Annotated in this window: 15 protein-coding genes; 13 read left to right on the plus strand and 2 right to left on the minus strand. The window is 59.1% G+C overall.

All coding sequences use genetic code 11. The features are described 5' to 3' along the window. The first annotated feature begins 70 nt into the window (after positions 1–70). From ACYZT4_RS06470 to ACYZT4_RS06530, 13 genes are all read left to right on the plus strand, one after another. Positions 71–937, plus strand: coding sequence for a LysR family transcriptional regulator (locus ACYZT4_RS06470; protein WP_461986218.1), 867 nt, complete (start codon positions 71–73; stop codon positions 935–937). 320 nt (positions 938–1,257) lie between these two features. After that, a complete protein-coding gene (locus ACYZT4_RS06475; protein ID WP_461986220.1) occupies positions 1,258–2,847 on the plus strand; it encodes a TerC family protein in 1,590 nt (529 codons plus the stop codon). Positions 2,848–3,081: 234 nt separating this feature from the next. Next, entirely contained in the window at positions 3,082–3,330 is a 249-nt protein-coding gene (locus tag ACYZT4_RS06480) for a type II toxin-antitoxin system Phd/YefM family antitoxin (RefSeq protein ID WP_461986222.1), read from the plus strand. Further along, a complete protein-coding gene (locus tag ACYZT4_RS06485) occupies positions 3,320–3,601 on the plus strand; it encodes a type II toxin-antitoxin system RelE family toxin (RefSeq protein WP_461986224.1) in 282 nt (93 codons plus the stop codon). Before ACYZT4_RS06480 ends, ACYZT4_RS06485 begins: the two co-directional genes overlap by 11 nt. A 51-nt stretch (positions 3,602–3,652) precedes the next feature. Further along, the gene (locus tag ACYZT4_RS06490) at positions 3,653–4,492 is read left to right on the plus strand and encodes a DUF6216 family protein (RefSeq protein ID WP_461986226.1); all 840 of its coding nucleotides are present in this window, start codon (positions 3,653–3,655) and stop codon (positions 4,490–4,492) included. A 256-nt stretch (positions 4,493–4,748) separates the two neighbouring features. Continuing rightward, complete coding sequence (locus ACYZT4_RS06495; protein ID WP_461986227.1) at positions 4,749–5,597, plus strand: transporter substrate-binding domain-containing protein; 849 nt, start codon at positions 4,749–4,751, stop codon at positions 5,595–5,597. Positions 5,598–5,647: 50 nt separating this feature from the next. Beyond that, the gene (locus ACYZT4_RS06500; RefSeq protein WP_461986228.1) at positions 5,648–6,310 is read left to right on the plus strand and encodes an amino acid ABC transporter permease; all 663 of its coding nucleotides are present in this window, start codon (positions 5,648–5,650) and stop codon (positions 6,308–6,310) included. Between the two features lie 8 nt (positions 6,311–6,318). Next, the gene (locus ACYZT4_RS06505; RefSeq protein WP_461986230.1) at positions 6,319–6,981 is read left to right on the plus strand and encodes an amino acid ABC transporter permease; all 663 of its coding nucleotides are present in this window, start codon (positions 6,319–6,321) and stop codon (positions 6,979–6,981) included. Continuing rightward, positions 6,978–7,790, plus strand: coding sequence for an amino acid ABC transporter ATP-binding protein (locus tag ACYZT4_RS06510; protein WP_461986232.1), 813 nt, complete (start codon positions 6,978–6,980; stop codon positions 7,788–7,790). Before ACYZT4_RS06505 ends, ACYZT4_RS06510 begins: the two co-directional genes overlap by 4 nt. Before the next feature lie 43 nt (positions 7,791–7,833). After that, entirely contained in the window at positions 7,834–8,223 is a 390-nt protein-coding gene (locus tag ACYZT4_RS06515) for a RidA family protein (protein ID WP_461986234.1), read from the plus strand. Between the two features lie 173 nt (positions 8,224–8,396). After that, positions 8,397–9,161 (plus strand): IclR family transcriptional regulator, encoded by a 765-nt coding sequence (locus ACYZT4_RS06520; protein ID WP_461986236.1) that lies wholly within the window; start codon positions 8,397–8,399, stop codon positions 9,159–9,161. Between the two features lie 39 nt (positions 9,162–9,200). Continuing rightward, positions 9,201–10,418: an amino acid deaminase gene (locus tag ACYZT4_RS06525; protein ID WP_461986238.1), complete on the plus strand. Its 1,218-nt coding sequence runs from the start codon at positions 9,201–9,203 to the stop codon at positions 10,416–10,418. A gap of 70 nt (positions 10,419–10,488) precedes the next feature. Next, complete coding sequence (locus ACYZT4_RS06530; protein WP_461988568.1) at positions 10,489–11,421, plus strand: sugar kinase; 933 nt, start codon at positions 10,489–10,491, stop codon at positions 11,419–11,421. A 49-nt stretch (positions 11,422–11,470) separates the two neighbouring features. Here ACYZT4_RS06530 and ACYZT4_RS06535 read toward each other — a convergent pair whose 3' ends face one another. Next, on the minus strand, positions 11,471–11,746 hold the full coding sequence (locus tag ACYZT4_RS06535) for a peptidylprolyl isomerase (protein ID WP_007898282.1): 276 nt from the start codon (positions 11,744–11,746) through the stop codon (positions 11,471–11,473). 55 nt (positions 11,747–11,801) lie between these two features. After that, the gene (locus ACYZT4_RS06540; RefSeq protein WP_461986240.1) at positions 11,802–14,339 is read right to left on the minus strand and encodes a PAS domain-containing hybrid sensor histidine kinase/response regulator; all 2,538 of its coding nucleotides are present in this window, start codon (positions 14,337–14,339) and stop codon (positions 11,802–11,804) included. Positions 14,340–14,394: the final 55 nt, after the last annotated feature.

Consider the following 14,394-nt stretch of genomic DNA (forward strand, 5'->3'; position numbering starts at 1 on the left):
AGTTTACTTTGGCCGTTTGCGGAATTTGTTAGCCGGCAACCGGCACTTCATTACCTTTGAGCTAATGCCCATGGACATCCGTCATTTTCGCTACTTCCTTGCCGTTGCCCGTCATGGCCACTTCACCCGCGCTGCCGAGCAGCTAGGTATCGCACCGCCGACCCTGACCCGGCAGATTCAGGACATGGAAAGTGAACTCGGCACGCGACTGTTCGTGCGCGAAACCCGCGAAGTTCGCCTGACCGAGGCCGGCGCAGCGTTGGTCGTCGAAGCCGAAGCCACCGTTCGCCAGTTCGAATCCGCCCAGCGCAGTGCCCAGCGCGCCGGGCGTGGGGATATCGGGCACATCGAGCTCGGTTACGTGGCCTCGGCGGTGTATTCGGGGTTACTGCAAAAACAGGTTCAGGCGTTCAGTCGCGAGTGCCCGGACGTCAGCCTGAACGTGCGGGAAAGCCCGATGGCGACATTGCCGGCGATGGTCCTTGAAGGTCGGTTCGACATTGGGTATGTCCGTTCTCCGATGACGTTGCCGGAAGGCCTGGACGCGATTCGCCTGGACGCGGAAGGCTTTGTGCTGGCGCTGTCGACCGAATCCTGGCTGTGCCGCGCGGGCGAGATCGGCCCGGAGCACCTGCGGGGTGAGACGTTCATTCTGCCGGAGCAAATCAGCGGCACCTTGCAAGTCGCTGCCGAAGGCGGATTTGCACCGACACTCGGCGCGCAACCCGGAGGACTGGTGGCGGTACTGGCGCTGGTGTCGCTGGGGCAGGGCGTGGCGGTGGTGCCGGAATCGGTGGTTGGGCATGTCGGGTTGCCGGGGGTGGTTTACCGGACGATCAGGGGGTGTGAGGCGAGTTCGTGGTTGTCGCTGGTGTATCGGCGGTTCGAGAAATCGGCGGCGGTTGTCAGGTATATCGAACGGGTCCGAAACAGCTAAAAGCTTCGACTTGCTCGCGAAGGCGGCTGCCCAGACAGAAGAAATCCAGGGGATTACAGATTTTGTAATGATTTCCATCTGTAGGAAAAGTCGCTCCAACCTGTACTCTCCAAGGCCTTTTTCCGCTCAGGACTTGCATGAACACCCTCTTGGAGCCTCCCGGTTATCCTTCCTCTCTGCGCCCCAGCGCTCGCTTGACGCACGCGAAACACCCGGTCTTTCGACTTCCGAACTCCTTTTTCATTGCAACTCCACGGCCTATGCGCCGCGCTTTGCCGTGTTCGGCAGTCTGAATTCACTAAAGAGATCGAGACAATTTTATGGAATGGATAGCTGATCCCACCGCATGGCTGGGCCTGTTGACGTTGATCGTGCTGGAACTGGTGCTCGGTATCGACAACCTGGTGTTCATCGCGATCCTGGCGGACAAACTGCCGCCCGAGCAACGCGACCGCGCGCGACTTATCGGTTTGTCCCTGGCCTTGCTGATGCGCCTGGGCCTGCTGGCGAGTATTTCCTGGTTGGTGACGCTGACGCAGCCGCTGTTAGAAGTGTTCGACAAGAGTTTCTCCGGACGCGACCTGATCATGCTGTTCGGTGGTGTGTTCCTGCTGTTCAAGGCGACCATGGAGTTGCACGAGCGACTCGAAGGCCATGTCGGCGAGCGCTCGTCGAATACGACGTACGCGCTGTTCTGGCCGATCGTCGCGCAGATCGTCGTGCTCGACGCGGTGTTCTCCCTGGACGCGGTGATTACCGCTGTCGGCATGGTCGATGAATTGGCGGTGATGATGATCGCCGTGATCATTTCCATCGGCCTGATGATCATCGCCAGCAAACCGCTGACCCGGTTCGTCAACGCGCACCCGACGGTGATCATGCTGTGTCTGGGCTTCCTGATGATGATCGGCTTTGCGCTGACCGCCGAAGGCCTGGGTTTCCACATTCCGAAAGGTTATCTGTACGCGGCGATCGGTTTCTCGATCCTGATCGAAGTGTTCAACCAGATCGCCCGGGCGCGCCGCAAGAAATCCGCGCAGGGACTCAAACCTATGCGCGAACGCACCGCCCATGCGGTGCTGCGTCTTCTGGGTGGGCGCACGTTGGCGGTGGAAGAAGTCGGCGAGGAGATTGCCGACCTGCTGGACAACGGCGAGGCTGTGGGTGAAGTGCTGTTCGATCGACGCGAACGGGTGATGATCAGCGGCGTATTGCAACTGGCCGAGCGACCGATCCGCACCCTCATGACCGTGCGCGCTGATGTCGATCACATCGACCTGTCCGACGATGCCGAGACCATTCGTACACGACTGATGCAATCGTCCTACTCGCGCTTGCCGCTGATCCGCGACGGTGCAGTCGATGAGCCGTTGGGCTTCATCCACAAGAAGGAACTGCTCAAGGAATACCTGGCCGGTAACGAGCCCAATCTCGAACACCTGGCGCGCAAGACCCTCAACCTGGTCGACAGCTATTCCATCCTCAACGCACTGGAACAGATGCGCAAAGCCTCGACGCACATTGCGTTTGTGGTCAACGAATTCGGCGACTTCGTCGGTGTGTTGACCATGACCGACATTCTCGAATCGATTGCCGGCGAGTTGCCGGACGCCAGCGAAATCGAAGGCCCGGAAGTGGTCGAGGAGAATGGCGGGTTCCTGGTCAGCGGCGCGTTGAACCTGATGCGGGTTCGCCAGCGAACGGAGTTTTCGGCAGAGCCGACCGACGACTATCAAACGCTGGGCGGATTGGTGATGAGTTTGATGGACCGGTTGCCGATGATTGGCGATAGCCATGAATGCGAAGGCTGGCGCATGACCGTGGTCGCGGTCGAAGAGCGGCGGGTGACGCGGGTGTTGCTGACGCGGCTCGGCGAATGCAATCTCCGTGACGACACAGGCTCCGATTAGAGTTTCCCTGTGCTGAGGAGCGGTAAGGGTTTTCCTACGCAAGTACGGATAAAACTCACTTTTGTACAGGAACCGACCGATAGAAAACGCGGAAATCGAGAAGCAAGTGAAGTGCTAACTTGATTACCTCACTTTCAGCTCATGGTCACGGCTCTCATGTCAAAAGCTATAAGGTCAAATGTGCTTCAGAGTGCTATTTTTAGCACTTCTAAAAGCACTCTCAGGAATACCTTCATGCCACATATCGTGCTTTCGCATGTTGTAGCGAGTATCTCGGAACTGAAAAAAAACCCCATGGGCACGGTAGCCGCTGGTGGTGGCATGTCCGTTGCCATTCTCAATCGAAATGAGCCCGCTTTTTACTGCGTTCCTGCCAGGCAGTATGAAGCGATGATGGACCGCCTTGAAGATATGGAACTGATTGCTCTCTGCCGCGAGCGTGAAAATGACCCAACGGTCAAGGTCTCGGTCGATGACCTATGAGCTGGAATTTTCCGACAAAGCGTGGAAGGAGTGGCAAAAGCTTGGCGCAACGTTGAAGGATCAGTTTAAGAAAAAGCTTCAGGAGCGCCTCGTTCGTCCACATGTGAGCGCTGATCGTTTGAGTGGATTGGACAATGCCTACAAGATCAAGCTGCGCAGTGCCGGATACAGGCTGGTGTACCGCGTGTACAACGAAGTGCTGATCGTAACGGTGCTTGCAGTGGGGAAGAGGGAGCGTGGCGACGTCTATAAAGAAGCTAGTGAGCGTTAATCGCTTTTTCGCCACCACTTTGACCAGGACTGGTATTCATAAGGAAATGTAATGGCCGTGACCAATGTAGAACCCATTTTGCCCCATTTGGCATCGATCCTTGAGGTCCTTAAATATTGCCTGCCTCTTCTGTTGGTTTTGGCACTTACTGCGTACGGCTACGTACGTGCAGCTTCTGGTTTTTTTCTTATTGAGCGAATCTGGAGATTGATCGGCGGGAGCAAGGAGTTTTCAAGCGAATTCCTGAATGAGCAATGGTCGGCTGTAAAAGATCTCGAAAGTTTCCGTTTCAAGACAGGCATTCGACTGGATAGCTATAGGCAAATGCTTGAGTTGCTTGCAAGGATCAATCGACATGACGTCAATGTTGCCCAATTGATTCACGGTAGAAAATACTTTGATGCCGAACGCTTGGTTATGCGAGATCCCGACGGAAAACTGTGGAAATCTCGCCACGGAATTGGCCTCTTGTTGACATTGATTTTTATGATCGTGTGCACGGTGCCCATGATGCCCGACTATGCGGTTTTGACCATGAAAACCAGTGGAATTACCTTCATGGTCCGAGAGGACGTAGCGAGATCATTCCTTTCAAATGAGTGGGTACTCAAACCTGAGAGCTGCCTCAAACCAGCGGACAAGCCAGAAGAGGAGATAAGACAAATTGTTTGCGAAGTGTTCTCCAGCGAAGCGGATGGGCGGTATGTCAGGAATATCATCGCGGAGCAACGCGCGTTATCCCTGGTTTTTTTAGTTTTAGGCTTTTGGGGCTTCATCTCAGCGCTCGTTGCTGGCAGTAAAGCGCACGCCGCTCGGCGAGTGTTCGAGCAAATGAACCCAAGAGTAATTGAATCGTCCGCGCGCCTGAATCCATGGATGCGCAATCAATAGATCGGTAGCACCCTCTTAGCTCCCAAGACGCACCAATTGTGAACTCGCTACCCGTTGACGTAGACAACGGTAGCGGTTGCACATGGCTGCTTCCGTAACACCAATTCTTCACTTTCGCGCATCCCACTGATTCAAAACACTTTTCAATTTCCCCTCCATTCCCCTCACAACCTGTGGCACACTTTCTGCTGTCTATTCCGCTGTTACATACTATGTTCCGGTATAGCGGAATGAACGTCCTCCTGGAGTGATTGCCATGCATCGCCGACCTTCCTTTTTTAAAGCGTGTGTTTTTCTCTTTGCAGCTTCGGCTGCTGCCGTGGGCGTGGCCCAGGCGGCGGACAGCAAGCTCGATAGCGTGCTGGCCCGCGGGAAACTGATTGTGGGTACGGGCAGCACCAATGCGCCGTGGCACTTTCAGGGCGCGGACGGCAAGTTGCAGGGTTTTGATATCGATATCGGGCACATGATCGCCAAGGGTTTGTTCAACGACCCGGCCAAGGTCGAGTACGTAGTGCAGTCCTCCGATGCGCGGATTCCTAACCTGCTGACGGACAAGGTCGACATCAGTTGCCAATTCATCACCGTGACCGCCAGCCGCGCGCAGCAAGTAGCGTTCACGCTGCCGTACTACCGCGAAGGCGTTGGCCTGCTGCTGCCGGCGAATAGCAAGTACAAGGAAATCGAAGACCTGAAAGCGGCGGGCGACAAGGTGACTGTGGCGGTATTGCAGAACGTGTACGCCGAAGAACTGGTGCATCAGGCGTTGCCCAGCGCCAAAGTCGATCAGTACGACAGCGTGGACTTGATGTATCAGGCCGTGAACTCCAGTCGTGCCGACGCTGCGGCCACTGACCAATCTTCGGTCAAGTACCTGATGGTGCAGAACCCTGGCCGGTATCGCAGCCCGACCTACGCCTGGAGCCCGCAAACCTATGCGTGCGCGGTCAAGCGTGGCGATCAGGACTGGCTGAACTTCGTCAACACCGCTTTGCATGAAGCCATGACTGGCGTTGAGTTCCCGGCTTACGCGGCGTCCTTCAAGCAATGGTTCGGCGTAGACCTGCCTACCCCAGCCATCGGTTTTCCCGTCGAATTCAAATGACCCTGTGAGAGTGGGGCGCCCAACGCGCCCCGTTCAAGGTACTGCTGACCATGAACTATCAGTTGAACTTTGCCGCCGTGTGGCGCGATTTCGACACCTTGCTGGCGGGGCTCGGCCTGGGCCTTGAATTGGCGCTGGTGTCGATCGCCATCGGTTGCGTGATCGGCCTGATGATGGCGTTTGCTTTGCTCTCCAAGCATCGCGCGTTGCGGGTGCTGGCGTCGGTGTATGTGACGGTGGTGCGTAACACGCCGATTCTGGTGTTGATTCTGTTGATTTACTTCGCCTTGCCGAGCCTCGGGATTCGTCTGGACAAGATTCCGTCGTTCATCATCACGCTGTCGCTGTACGCCGGGGCGTATCTGACCGAAGTGTTCCGTGGCGGATTGTTGAGCATTCCGAAGGGCCAGCGTGAAGCCGGCCTGGCCATTGGCCTCGGCGAATGGCAGGTCAAGGCGTACGTCACCGTGCCGGTAATGCTGCGCAATGTGCTGCCGGCGCTGTCGAACAACTTCATTTCGCTGTTCAAGGACACCTCGCTGGCGGCGGCGATTGCCGTGCCGGAGCTGACCTATTACGCGCGCAAGATCAATGTGGAGAGCTACCGGGTGATTGAAACCTGGATGGTGACCACAGCGCTCTATGTTGCGGCCTGTTACCTCATTGCCATGCTGCTGCGTCACCTCGAGCAGCGTCTGGCGATCCGCCGATAGGAGGCCCCATGTACGAATCACCCAGTTGGTTGCATGAGTTGTGGGTTGCCCGCGACGTGTTGTGCCAAGGCTTTCTGACCAGTGTGCAAGTGTCGGCACTGGCGATTTTGCTCGGTACGCTGGTCGGTATTGTCACCGGTCTGGTACTGACCTACGGCAATTTCTGGATGCGCGCGCCGTTCCGTTTCTACGTCGACATCATTCGCGGGACGCCGGTGTTTGTATTGGTGCTCGCCTGCTTTTATATGGCGCCGGCACTGGGCTGGCAGATCAGTGCGTTCCAGGCCGGTGCGTTGGGTCTGACGCTGTTTTGCGGCTCCCACGTCGCCGAGATTGTGCGCGGTGCGTTGCAAGCCTTGCCCAGCGGGCAGATGGAAGCGAGCAAGGCGATTGGCCTGACGTTTTACCAATCCCTTGCCTACGTGCTATTGCCCCAGGCGCTGCGGCAGATCCTGCCGACCTGGGTCAACTCGTCCACCGAGATCGTCAAGGCCTCGACGCTGTTGTCGGTGATCGGCGTGGCGGAGTTGCTGCTCAGCACCCAGCAGATCATTGCCCGGACGTTCATGACGCTCGAGTTTTACCTGTTCGCCGGATTTCTGTTTTTCGTCATCAACTACGCCATCGAATTACTCGGCCGGCACATAGAAAAGCGGGTGGCCTTGCCATGACTCAACCTCAGCTCTCAAATTCAAAAGACGCGAACGCGCAAAACGCCCAGGCCCTGCTGGACATTCGCGGCCTGCACAAGCAGTACGGCAAGCTCGAAGTGCTCAAAGGCGTCGACCTGAGCATGCAGCGCGGCAACGTCGTGACGCTGATCGGTTCCAGCGGTTCGGGCAAGACCACGCTGCTGCGTTGCGTGAACATGCTCGAAGAATTCCAGGGCGGGCAGATCGTGCTCGATGGCGAATCCATCGGCTATGACGACGTCAACGGCAAACGCGTACGGCATGCTGAGAAAGTCATTGCCCGGCATCGTGCGATGACCGGCATGGCGTTCCAGCAGTTCAATCTGTTTCCGCACCTCACAGCGCTGCAGAACGTCACGCTGGGGCTGCTGAAGGTCAAGAAGCTGCACAAGGACGAAGCCGTGGTCCTGGCCGAAAAATGGCTGGATCGCGTCGGCCTGCTGGAGCGCCGTGATCACTATCCGGGTCAGTTGTCCGGCGGCCAGCAACAGCGCGTAGCCATTGCCCGGGCGATTGCGATGAACCCGAGCCTGATGCTGTTCGACGAAGTCACCTCGGCCCTCGACCCCGAACTGGTTGGCGAAGTGCTGAACGTGATCAAGGGCCTGGCGGACGAAGGCATGACCATGTTGCTGGTGACCCACGAAATGCGTTTCGCTTTCGAGGTTTCAGACAAGATCGTTTTCATGAATCAGGGGCGTATCGAAGAGCAGGGGCCACCCAAGGAGCTGTTCGAACGCCCGCAATCACCGCGTTTGGCTGAGTTTCTCAAGAACACGCGGTTCTGATTTTTTCAAAAGCAGTTTTCACTTTAAAACAGGAGAAACACCCATGAGCATTACTCGTTTCGGCACCGGCAGTAACGCCGCTGGCGGTACGCCTCGTCCTTTCGCCCGCGCCGTTGAAGCCGATGGCTGGCTACACGTGTCCGGCCAGGTGCCGGCGTTGGATGGCGAGATCATTGCTGGCGGAATCGTCGAGCAGACCCACCAGACCATGAAGAACCTGATCGCGATTCTCGAAGAGGCTGGTTATGGCCTCGAAGACGTGGTGCGTGCCGGGGTGTGGCTGGAAGATCCACGGGATTTCACCAGTTTCAACAAGGTCTTCTCCGAGTACTTCAAACCCGAGCACGCCCCGGCCCGCGCGTGCGTGCAGGCGAACATGATGGTGGATTGCAAGGTCGAGATCGACTGCATCGCGTACAAGAAAAAGGCCTGAACCGAGTCGGCCCCATCGCGCGGGCAAGCCACGCTTCCACAGGATGGGTGTCGTATGCGCAATGGGCGGCAACTACAAAACCTGTGGGCGCCGGCTTGCCGGCGATGGCGGCCTAACGGTCACCGCTGCACTCTGGTTAAACTCCCCGGCGAATTTGATTGGGAAACACTGACATGACCGAAGACACCATCAAGCGCCGGGCACGCGGTCTGGACCGGGCGTTCGATATCCTCGATTTTCTCAAGGAAATCGGGCAACCCCTGCGTCCGAACGATATTGCCAGCGGCATCGGCAGCCCGAAATCCACGGTCTACGAATTGGTGGCCTCGCTGCTGGAACGGCGCATCCTCGAACCCGTGGGCAAGGAAGGTCACGTTTACCTCGGCCGTCAGTTGTACTTCCTCGGGCAGGCGCACTTGCGTCACTTCGACCTGACCCGCGAAGCCGATCATGCCTTGCAGGAAATCGTCAGCCAGACCCGTGAAACCGCGCAGATGTGCCTGCTCAACGGGCGCAAATACACAGTGGCTTTAATGAAAGAGGGTGAGCGGCATTTTCGTATTTCCTCGGACATCGGCGAAAACGCCCCGATCCCGTGGACCGCGTCCGGACGCCTGCTCCTGTCGCACCTGAGCGACCAGGCCATCATCGACCTGATCGACCACGATGACTTCATTCTGCCCAACGGCGAACGCCTGCCGCTTGAGCAGTTCCTGGGTGAAATCCGTCAGGCCGGTACCGACGGTTTTTTCTCCTTCGATAGCGTCGCCGACACCTTTACCCACTGCTTCGCCGCGCCGGTCAAAGACCCGAACGGCATTGCCATTGCGACCCTGTGCATCGTCGCGCCACGTGCCGATGCGAAGAACAATTACAACGACTATCGCCGGGTGCTGATCGACAGCGCCAACAGCCTTGCCCGGCGTATCAACGAGTAACCGCGGCTGCCTGCGGCCGCGAATGTGAGGAGTTCGACCATGTCTACCGCCCAAAATACTGCCGCCGTGGAAAAGGGTTTTGCCCAGACCGGCGCCCATCTGGTCCGCGACGTCAGCCTGCCGGCCCTGGTGCTGCACCGCGAAGCCCTGGAGCACAACATTCGCTGGATGCAGGCGTTCGTCAGCAACAGCGGCGCCGAACTCGCGCCCCACGGCAAGACCAGCATGACCCCGGCACTGTTTCGCCGCCAACTCGATGCCGGCGCCTGGGGCATCACGCTGGCCAGCGCCACGCAAACCCGCGCGGCGTATGCCCATGGCGTGCGTCGGGTGCTGATGGCCAACCAATTGGTCGGCACGCCGAACATGGCACTGATCGCCGATCTGCTGGCGGACCCGACGTTCGATTTTCATTGCATGGTCGATCACCCGGACAACGTTGCTGACCTCGGTGCGTACTTCGCCTCGCGTGGGGTGCGCCTGAACGTGATGATCGAGTACGGTGTGGTCGGCGGTCGTTGCGGTTGCCGCAGCGAGGCCGAGGTGGTGGCCTTGGCCAAGGCCATCAATGCGCAACCGGCACTCGCGCTGACCGGGATCGAAGGCTACGAGGGCGTGATTCACGGCGATCATGCCGTCAGCGGTATCCGTGAATTTGCTGCCTCGCTGGTGCGTCTGGCCGTGCAGTTGCAGGACAGTGGCGCGTTCGCCATCGCCAAGCCGATCGTTACCGCGTCGGGTTCAGCCTGGTACGACCTGATCGCCGAATCGTTCGAAGCGCAGAACGCCGCTGGACGCTTCCTCAGCGTATTGCGCCCCGGCAGCTACGTGGCGCACGACCATGGCATCTATAAAGAGGCGCAATGCTGCGTACTGGATCGTCGCAGTGATTTGCACGAAGGTCTGCGCCCGGCGCTGGAAGTCTGGGCGCATGTGCAATCGCTTCCGGAGCCGGGCTTCGCGGTGATCGCACTGGGCAAACGCGACGTCGCTTATGACGCCGGCATGCCGGTGCCATTGCTGCGTTACAAGGCCGGCGTGGTGCCAGCGACCGGCGATGATGTCGGCGCGTGCAAGGTGACGGCGGTGATGGACCAGCATGCGTTCATGACCGTGGCGCCGGGGATTGAATTGCGGGTGGGCGATATTATTTCGTTCGGCACTTCGCACCCGTGCCTGACGTTCGACAAGTGGCGCACCGGGTGCCTGGTGGATGAGCAGTTGAATGTCATCGAAACCATGGAAACCTGTTTCTAAGGTTTAGACCTAGGTGCGGCCATCGCCCAGACACCACCGAACGCCCAGAGACACCACACTCATGAACACCATCAGCACCATCAGCACCCTCGGCCCCAACACCCCGCGCATCGCCCTGATCGGCGAATGCATGATCGAGCTGCAGCAGCGCGCCGACGGCAGCCTGCAACAAAGCTTCGGCGGCGACACCTTGAATACCGCGGTCTATCTGTCCCGTGAACTCGGCGGAGGCGGTTCGGTGGATTACGTCACCGCCCTGGGCGATGACAGTTTCAGCGACGCCATGTGCCAGAGCTGGGCCAACGAAAATATCGGCCTGGACAGGGTCCAGCGTTTGCCTGGGCGTTTGCCCGGTTTGTACTGCATCCAGACCGACGCCGCTGGCGAACGGCGCTTTCTCTACTGGCGCAACGAAGCGGCGGTCCGCGATTGCTTCACCACCCCGGCGGCAGCGCCGATTCTGAAGGCGCTGCCGGATTACGACGTGCTCTATTTCAGTGGCATCACCCTCGCGGTGCTGGGCGTACAGGGGCGGGAAAAGCTGCTGGAAACCTTGATCGAGGCACGGCAGCGAGATGCGCGGATTGTTTTCGACAACAATTACCGGCCACGCTTGTGGGCATCGATCGAAGAAGCGCGGGCGGCGTACCGCAGTGTGCTCCCGTATGTCGATCTGGCGTTGCTGACGGTGGATGACGAGCAGGCGCTGTTCCATTTTTCCGATTGCGAGGCGGTGTTTGCCGCTTATGAACAGATCGGGACGCCGGAAGTGGTGCTCAAGCGGGGGGCCGAGGCATGCCTGATTCGTTGTGCCGGGGAGGCGTTCGAGGTGCCGGCGCAGAAGGTCGAGCATGTTATCGACACGACGGCGGCGGGGGATTCGTTCAGTGCGGCGTATTTGGCCAGTCGACTGAAGGGCGGGAGCCCGGTGGAAGCCGCAGAGGCGGGGCATCGGTTGGCGAGTCAGGTGATTCAGGTGCCGGGGGCGTTGATTCCCCGATAGGTGTTGGATGGCCGCCTGCTGCTCGCGATGGGGCCATTAAGCCAACCAATTAATCCCGGTAAAACACCTGCACCAGGTGATAGCCAAATTTGCTCTTGATCGGCCCATGCACCACCCGCAACGGTTTCTTGAAGATCACCGCGTCAATGACACCGACCATCTGCCCCGGCCGCACTTCACCCAAGTCACCGCCGCGTTTTCCGGAGGGGCAGGTGGAGTATTTCTTGGCCAGCACATCGAAGGCTTCACCCTTGGCGATGCGTTGTTTGAGCTGCTCGGCTTCTTCCGAGGTTTTCACCAGAATATGGCGGGCTTGAGCTTTCATTGCGGCAAGTACCTTGTAACGGTGGTGACGTCAGGGCGCGCGATTATGCCTCAACTCACTCGGGTTGGCCGATCATCGCGCGAATCTTGTTGGCCAGCAGGTCAATGGAAAACGGTTTGGCCACCATGTCCATGCCTTCCTCGAGGAATACCTGACGCTCCGTCGCATTCTCCGCGTAACCGGTCATGAACAGTACTTTGAGATGCGGCCGGTGCTGGCGGGCAATTTCTGCCAGTTGCCGACCGTTCATACCCGGCAGCCCGACATCAGTCACCAGCAGATCAACCCGCAAATCGGACTCGAGCAAGGGCAGGGCGGTCTTCGCGTCTTCGGCTTCGTGGGCGTGATACCCCAGCTCGTTGAGCAGGTCGAGCACCAGCATGCGCACCGCCGGATCATCTTCCACCAGCACCACGGTTTCACCGGCAATCGCTGCGGGCGCCGCACCGCTGAAGGGCATCAGGGTGTTTTCCGGTTCCACGTCATGCAGCCGCGGCAGGTACAGGCGAACGCAGGTGCCTTGGCCCGGCACGCTGTCGAGGCTGACGTGGCCGCCCGATTGCTGGGCGAAGCCATAAATCATCGACAAACCAAGCCCGGTGCCCTGGCCGATGGGTTTGGTGGTGAAAAACGGATCGAAAGCCTTCGCCAGCACCGAAGGCGTCATGCCCGTGCCGTTGTCGCTGACGGCAATCATCATGTAATCCCCGGACTTGACCGATTCCAGGGGCACGAGGTTTTCGCTGTCGAGGTAGACGTTGGCGGTTTCGATCAACAGTTCGCCGCCGTCGGGCATGGCGTCACGGGCGTTGATCACCAGGTTGAGTAGCGCGTTTTCCAGTTGGCTGAGATCGGTGCTGACCGGCCAGACGTCATCGATCAGTTGCAGTTTCAACTGGATGTGGTCGCCCTTGGTGCGGCTGAGCAGGTCTTCGAGTGAATGAATCAGCTCGTTGGCGTTCAGCGGTTTGCGATCCAGCGACTGGCGCCGGGAAAACGCCAGCAGTCGATGGGTCAGGGCGGCCGCGCGGTTGGCGGACGACACCGCTGCGTCGGTGAACCGACCGATCTCGGCGGCGCGCCCCTCGGCGATATAGCGCTGCATCAGGTCGAGGCTGCCGATGATCCCGGTGAGCATGTTGTTGAAGTCATGGGCGATGCCGCCGGTGAGCTGGCCGACCGCTTCCATTTTTTGCGCGTGGCGTAGCGCGTCTTCGGCACGTTCACGCTCGAACATCTCGTTTTGCAGGCGCTGGTTGGCTTCGGCCAATTGCTGGGTGCGCGCGCCAACGCGCTCTTCGAGGGTGTCGTTGAGGTTGCGCAGCGCTTCCTCGGTCTGCTTGCGCTCGGTCTCGTCGATGACAAAGATGTAGAAGCCGTTGACCGCGCCATCCGGGCCGAAACGCGGCAGATAATTCATTAAAGCCTGGCGGATGGTGCCGTCCCGGTGCTGCGCACGGACGCTGAAACAACAGGTTTTACCCGCCAGCGCCTCGACGATGTATTCAGCACGCAAGGCGTAGGCCTCTTCACCCAGCACATCGAGAATGGTCCGACCGTAGAGCTCCTGCGGCGTCAAGCCGTACCAGTCGAGATACGCCGCATTGTTCAGGCGAAAGCGTTCCTCGCGGTCGACGTAACTGATCAGGATCGGCATGGCGTTGATGATCAGTTGCAGCTCGGTCTGGCTCTGGCGCAACGCCTGTTCAGTGTGTTTGCGCTCGGTGAGGTCGAGGGCAGCACCGAGAAAGCGGATCGGCCGGCCATGGTGATCCTTATAGCAGCGGCCCCGGGCAAACACCCAGCGCAACTGGCCGTCGGCTTGCAGCAGGCGATATTCCTCGGCGTATTCGGTGCCGTGGGTGATGCAATGCTTGATGCTGCGGGTGACCATCGAGCGGTCTTCCGGGTGCACCGCCTCGAGGTAAGCACTGATCGGTAACTGGCTGGCGAGTTGCGGGTCGATGCCGTGCAGTTGGGCGAAATGCGCGTCGGCGATGAAACGGTCCTCGCTGATGTCCCAGTCCCAGGTGCCGACGGCGTCGGTGGCGGCCAGCGCCAGTTGCAGGCGTTCCTCGGTTTCGCGCTGGGCCTTCAGGCTCGCGGCAGAACGTTGCTCGAGTTCGAGGGCGATGCGGCGTCGCTCGTTGGTTTCGATGGCGGTGACCAGGATTCCAGCGACCTCGGCGCTTTCATCGCGGATCGGGCTGTAGGTCAAATCCAGCCAGAAGTCGGAATCTTCATCTTCGCGTTGCAGGGTGAAGCGCTGTTCGCTGTAAGTCCGCACCTGGCCCTGTAGGACGGCGCTGTAAATCGGGTCGGTAAAGTCTCTGAGTTCTGGCCAAATCTGGTGTGTCGGTTGTCCGAAAGCGTGCGGATGCTTGCTGCCCGCGAGCAGGGCGAAGCCGTCGTTGTAGATCTGTGTGAGTTCCGGCCCCCACAACAACAGCATCGGCATCGGTGAATGAATCACGATGTCGACCGCCGTACGCAGGCTCTGCGGCCAGGCACTGGCGGCGCCGAGCGGGGTGCGCGTCCAGTCCAGTCGGGCAATCAAGGCCTGGGCATCGCTGCCGGAGGGTGTGGCGTTCATCAAGGTGTCCTGCATCTCAGTCAGTGTGGCGGCGTCTACTATGCTGGAGCGGTAA

The organism is Pseudomonas sp. GB2N2, from assembly GCF_054897705.1.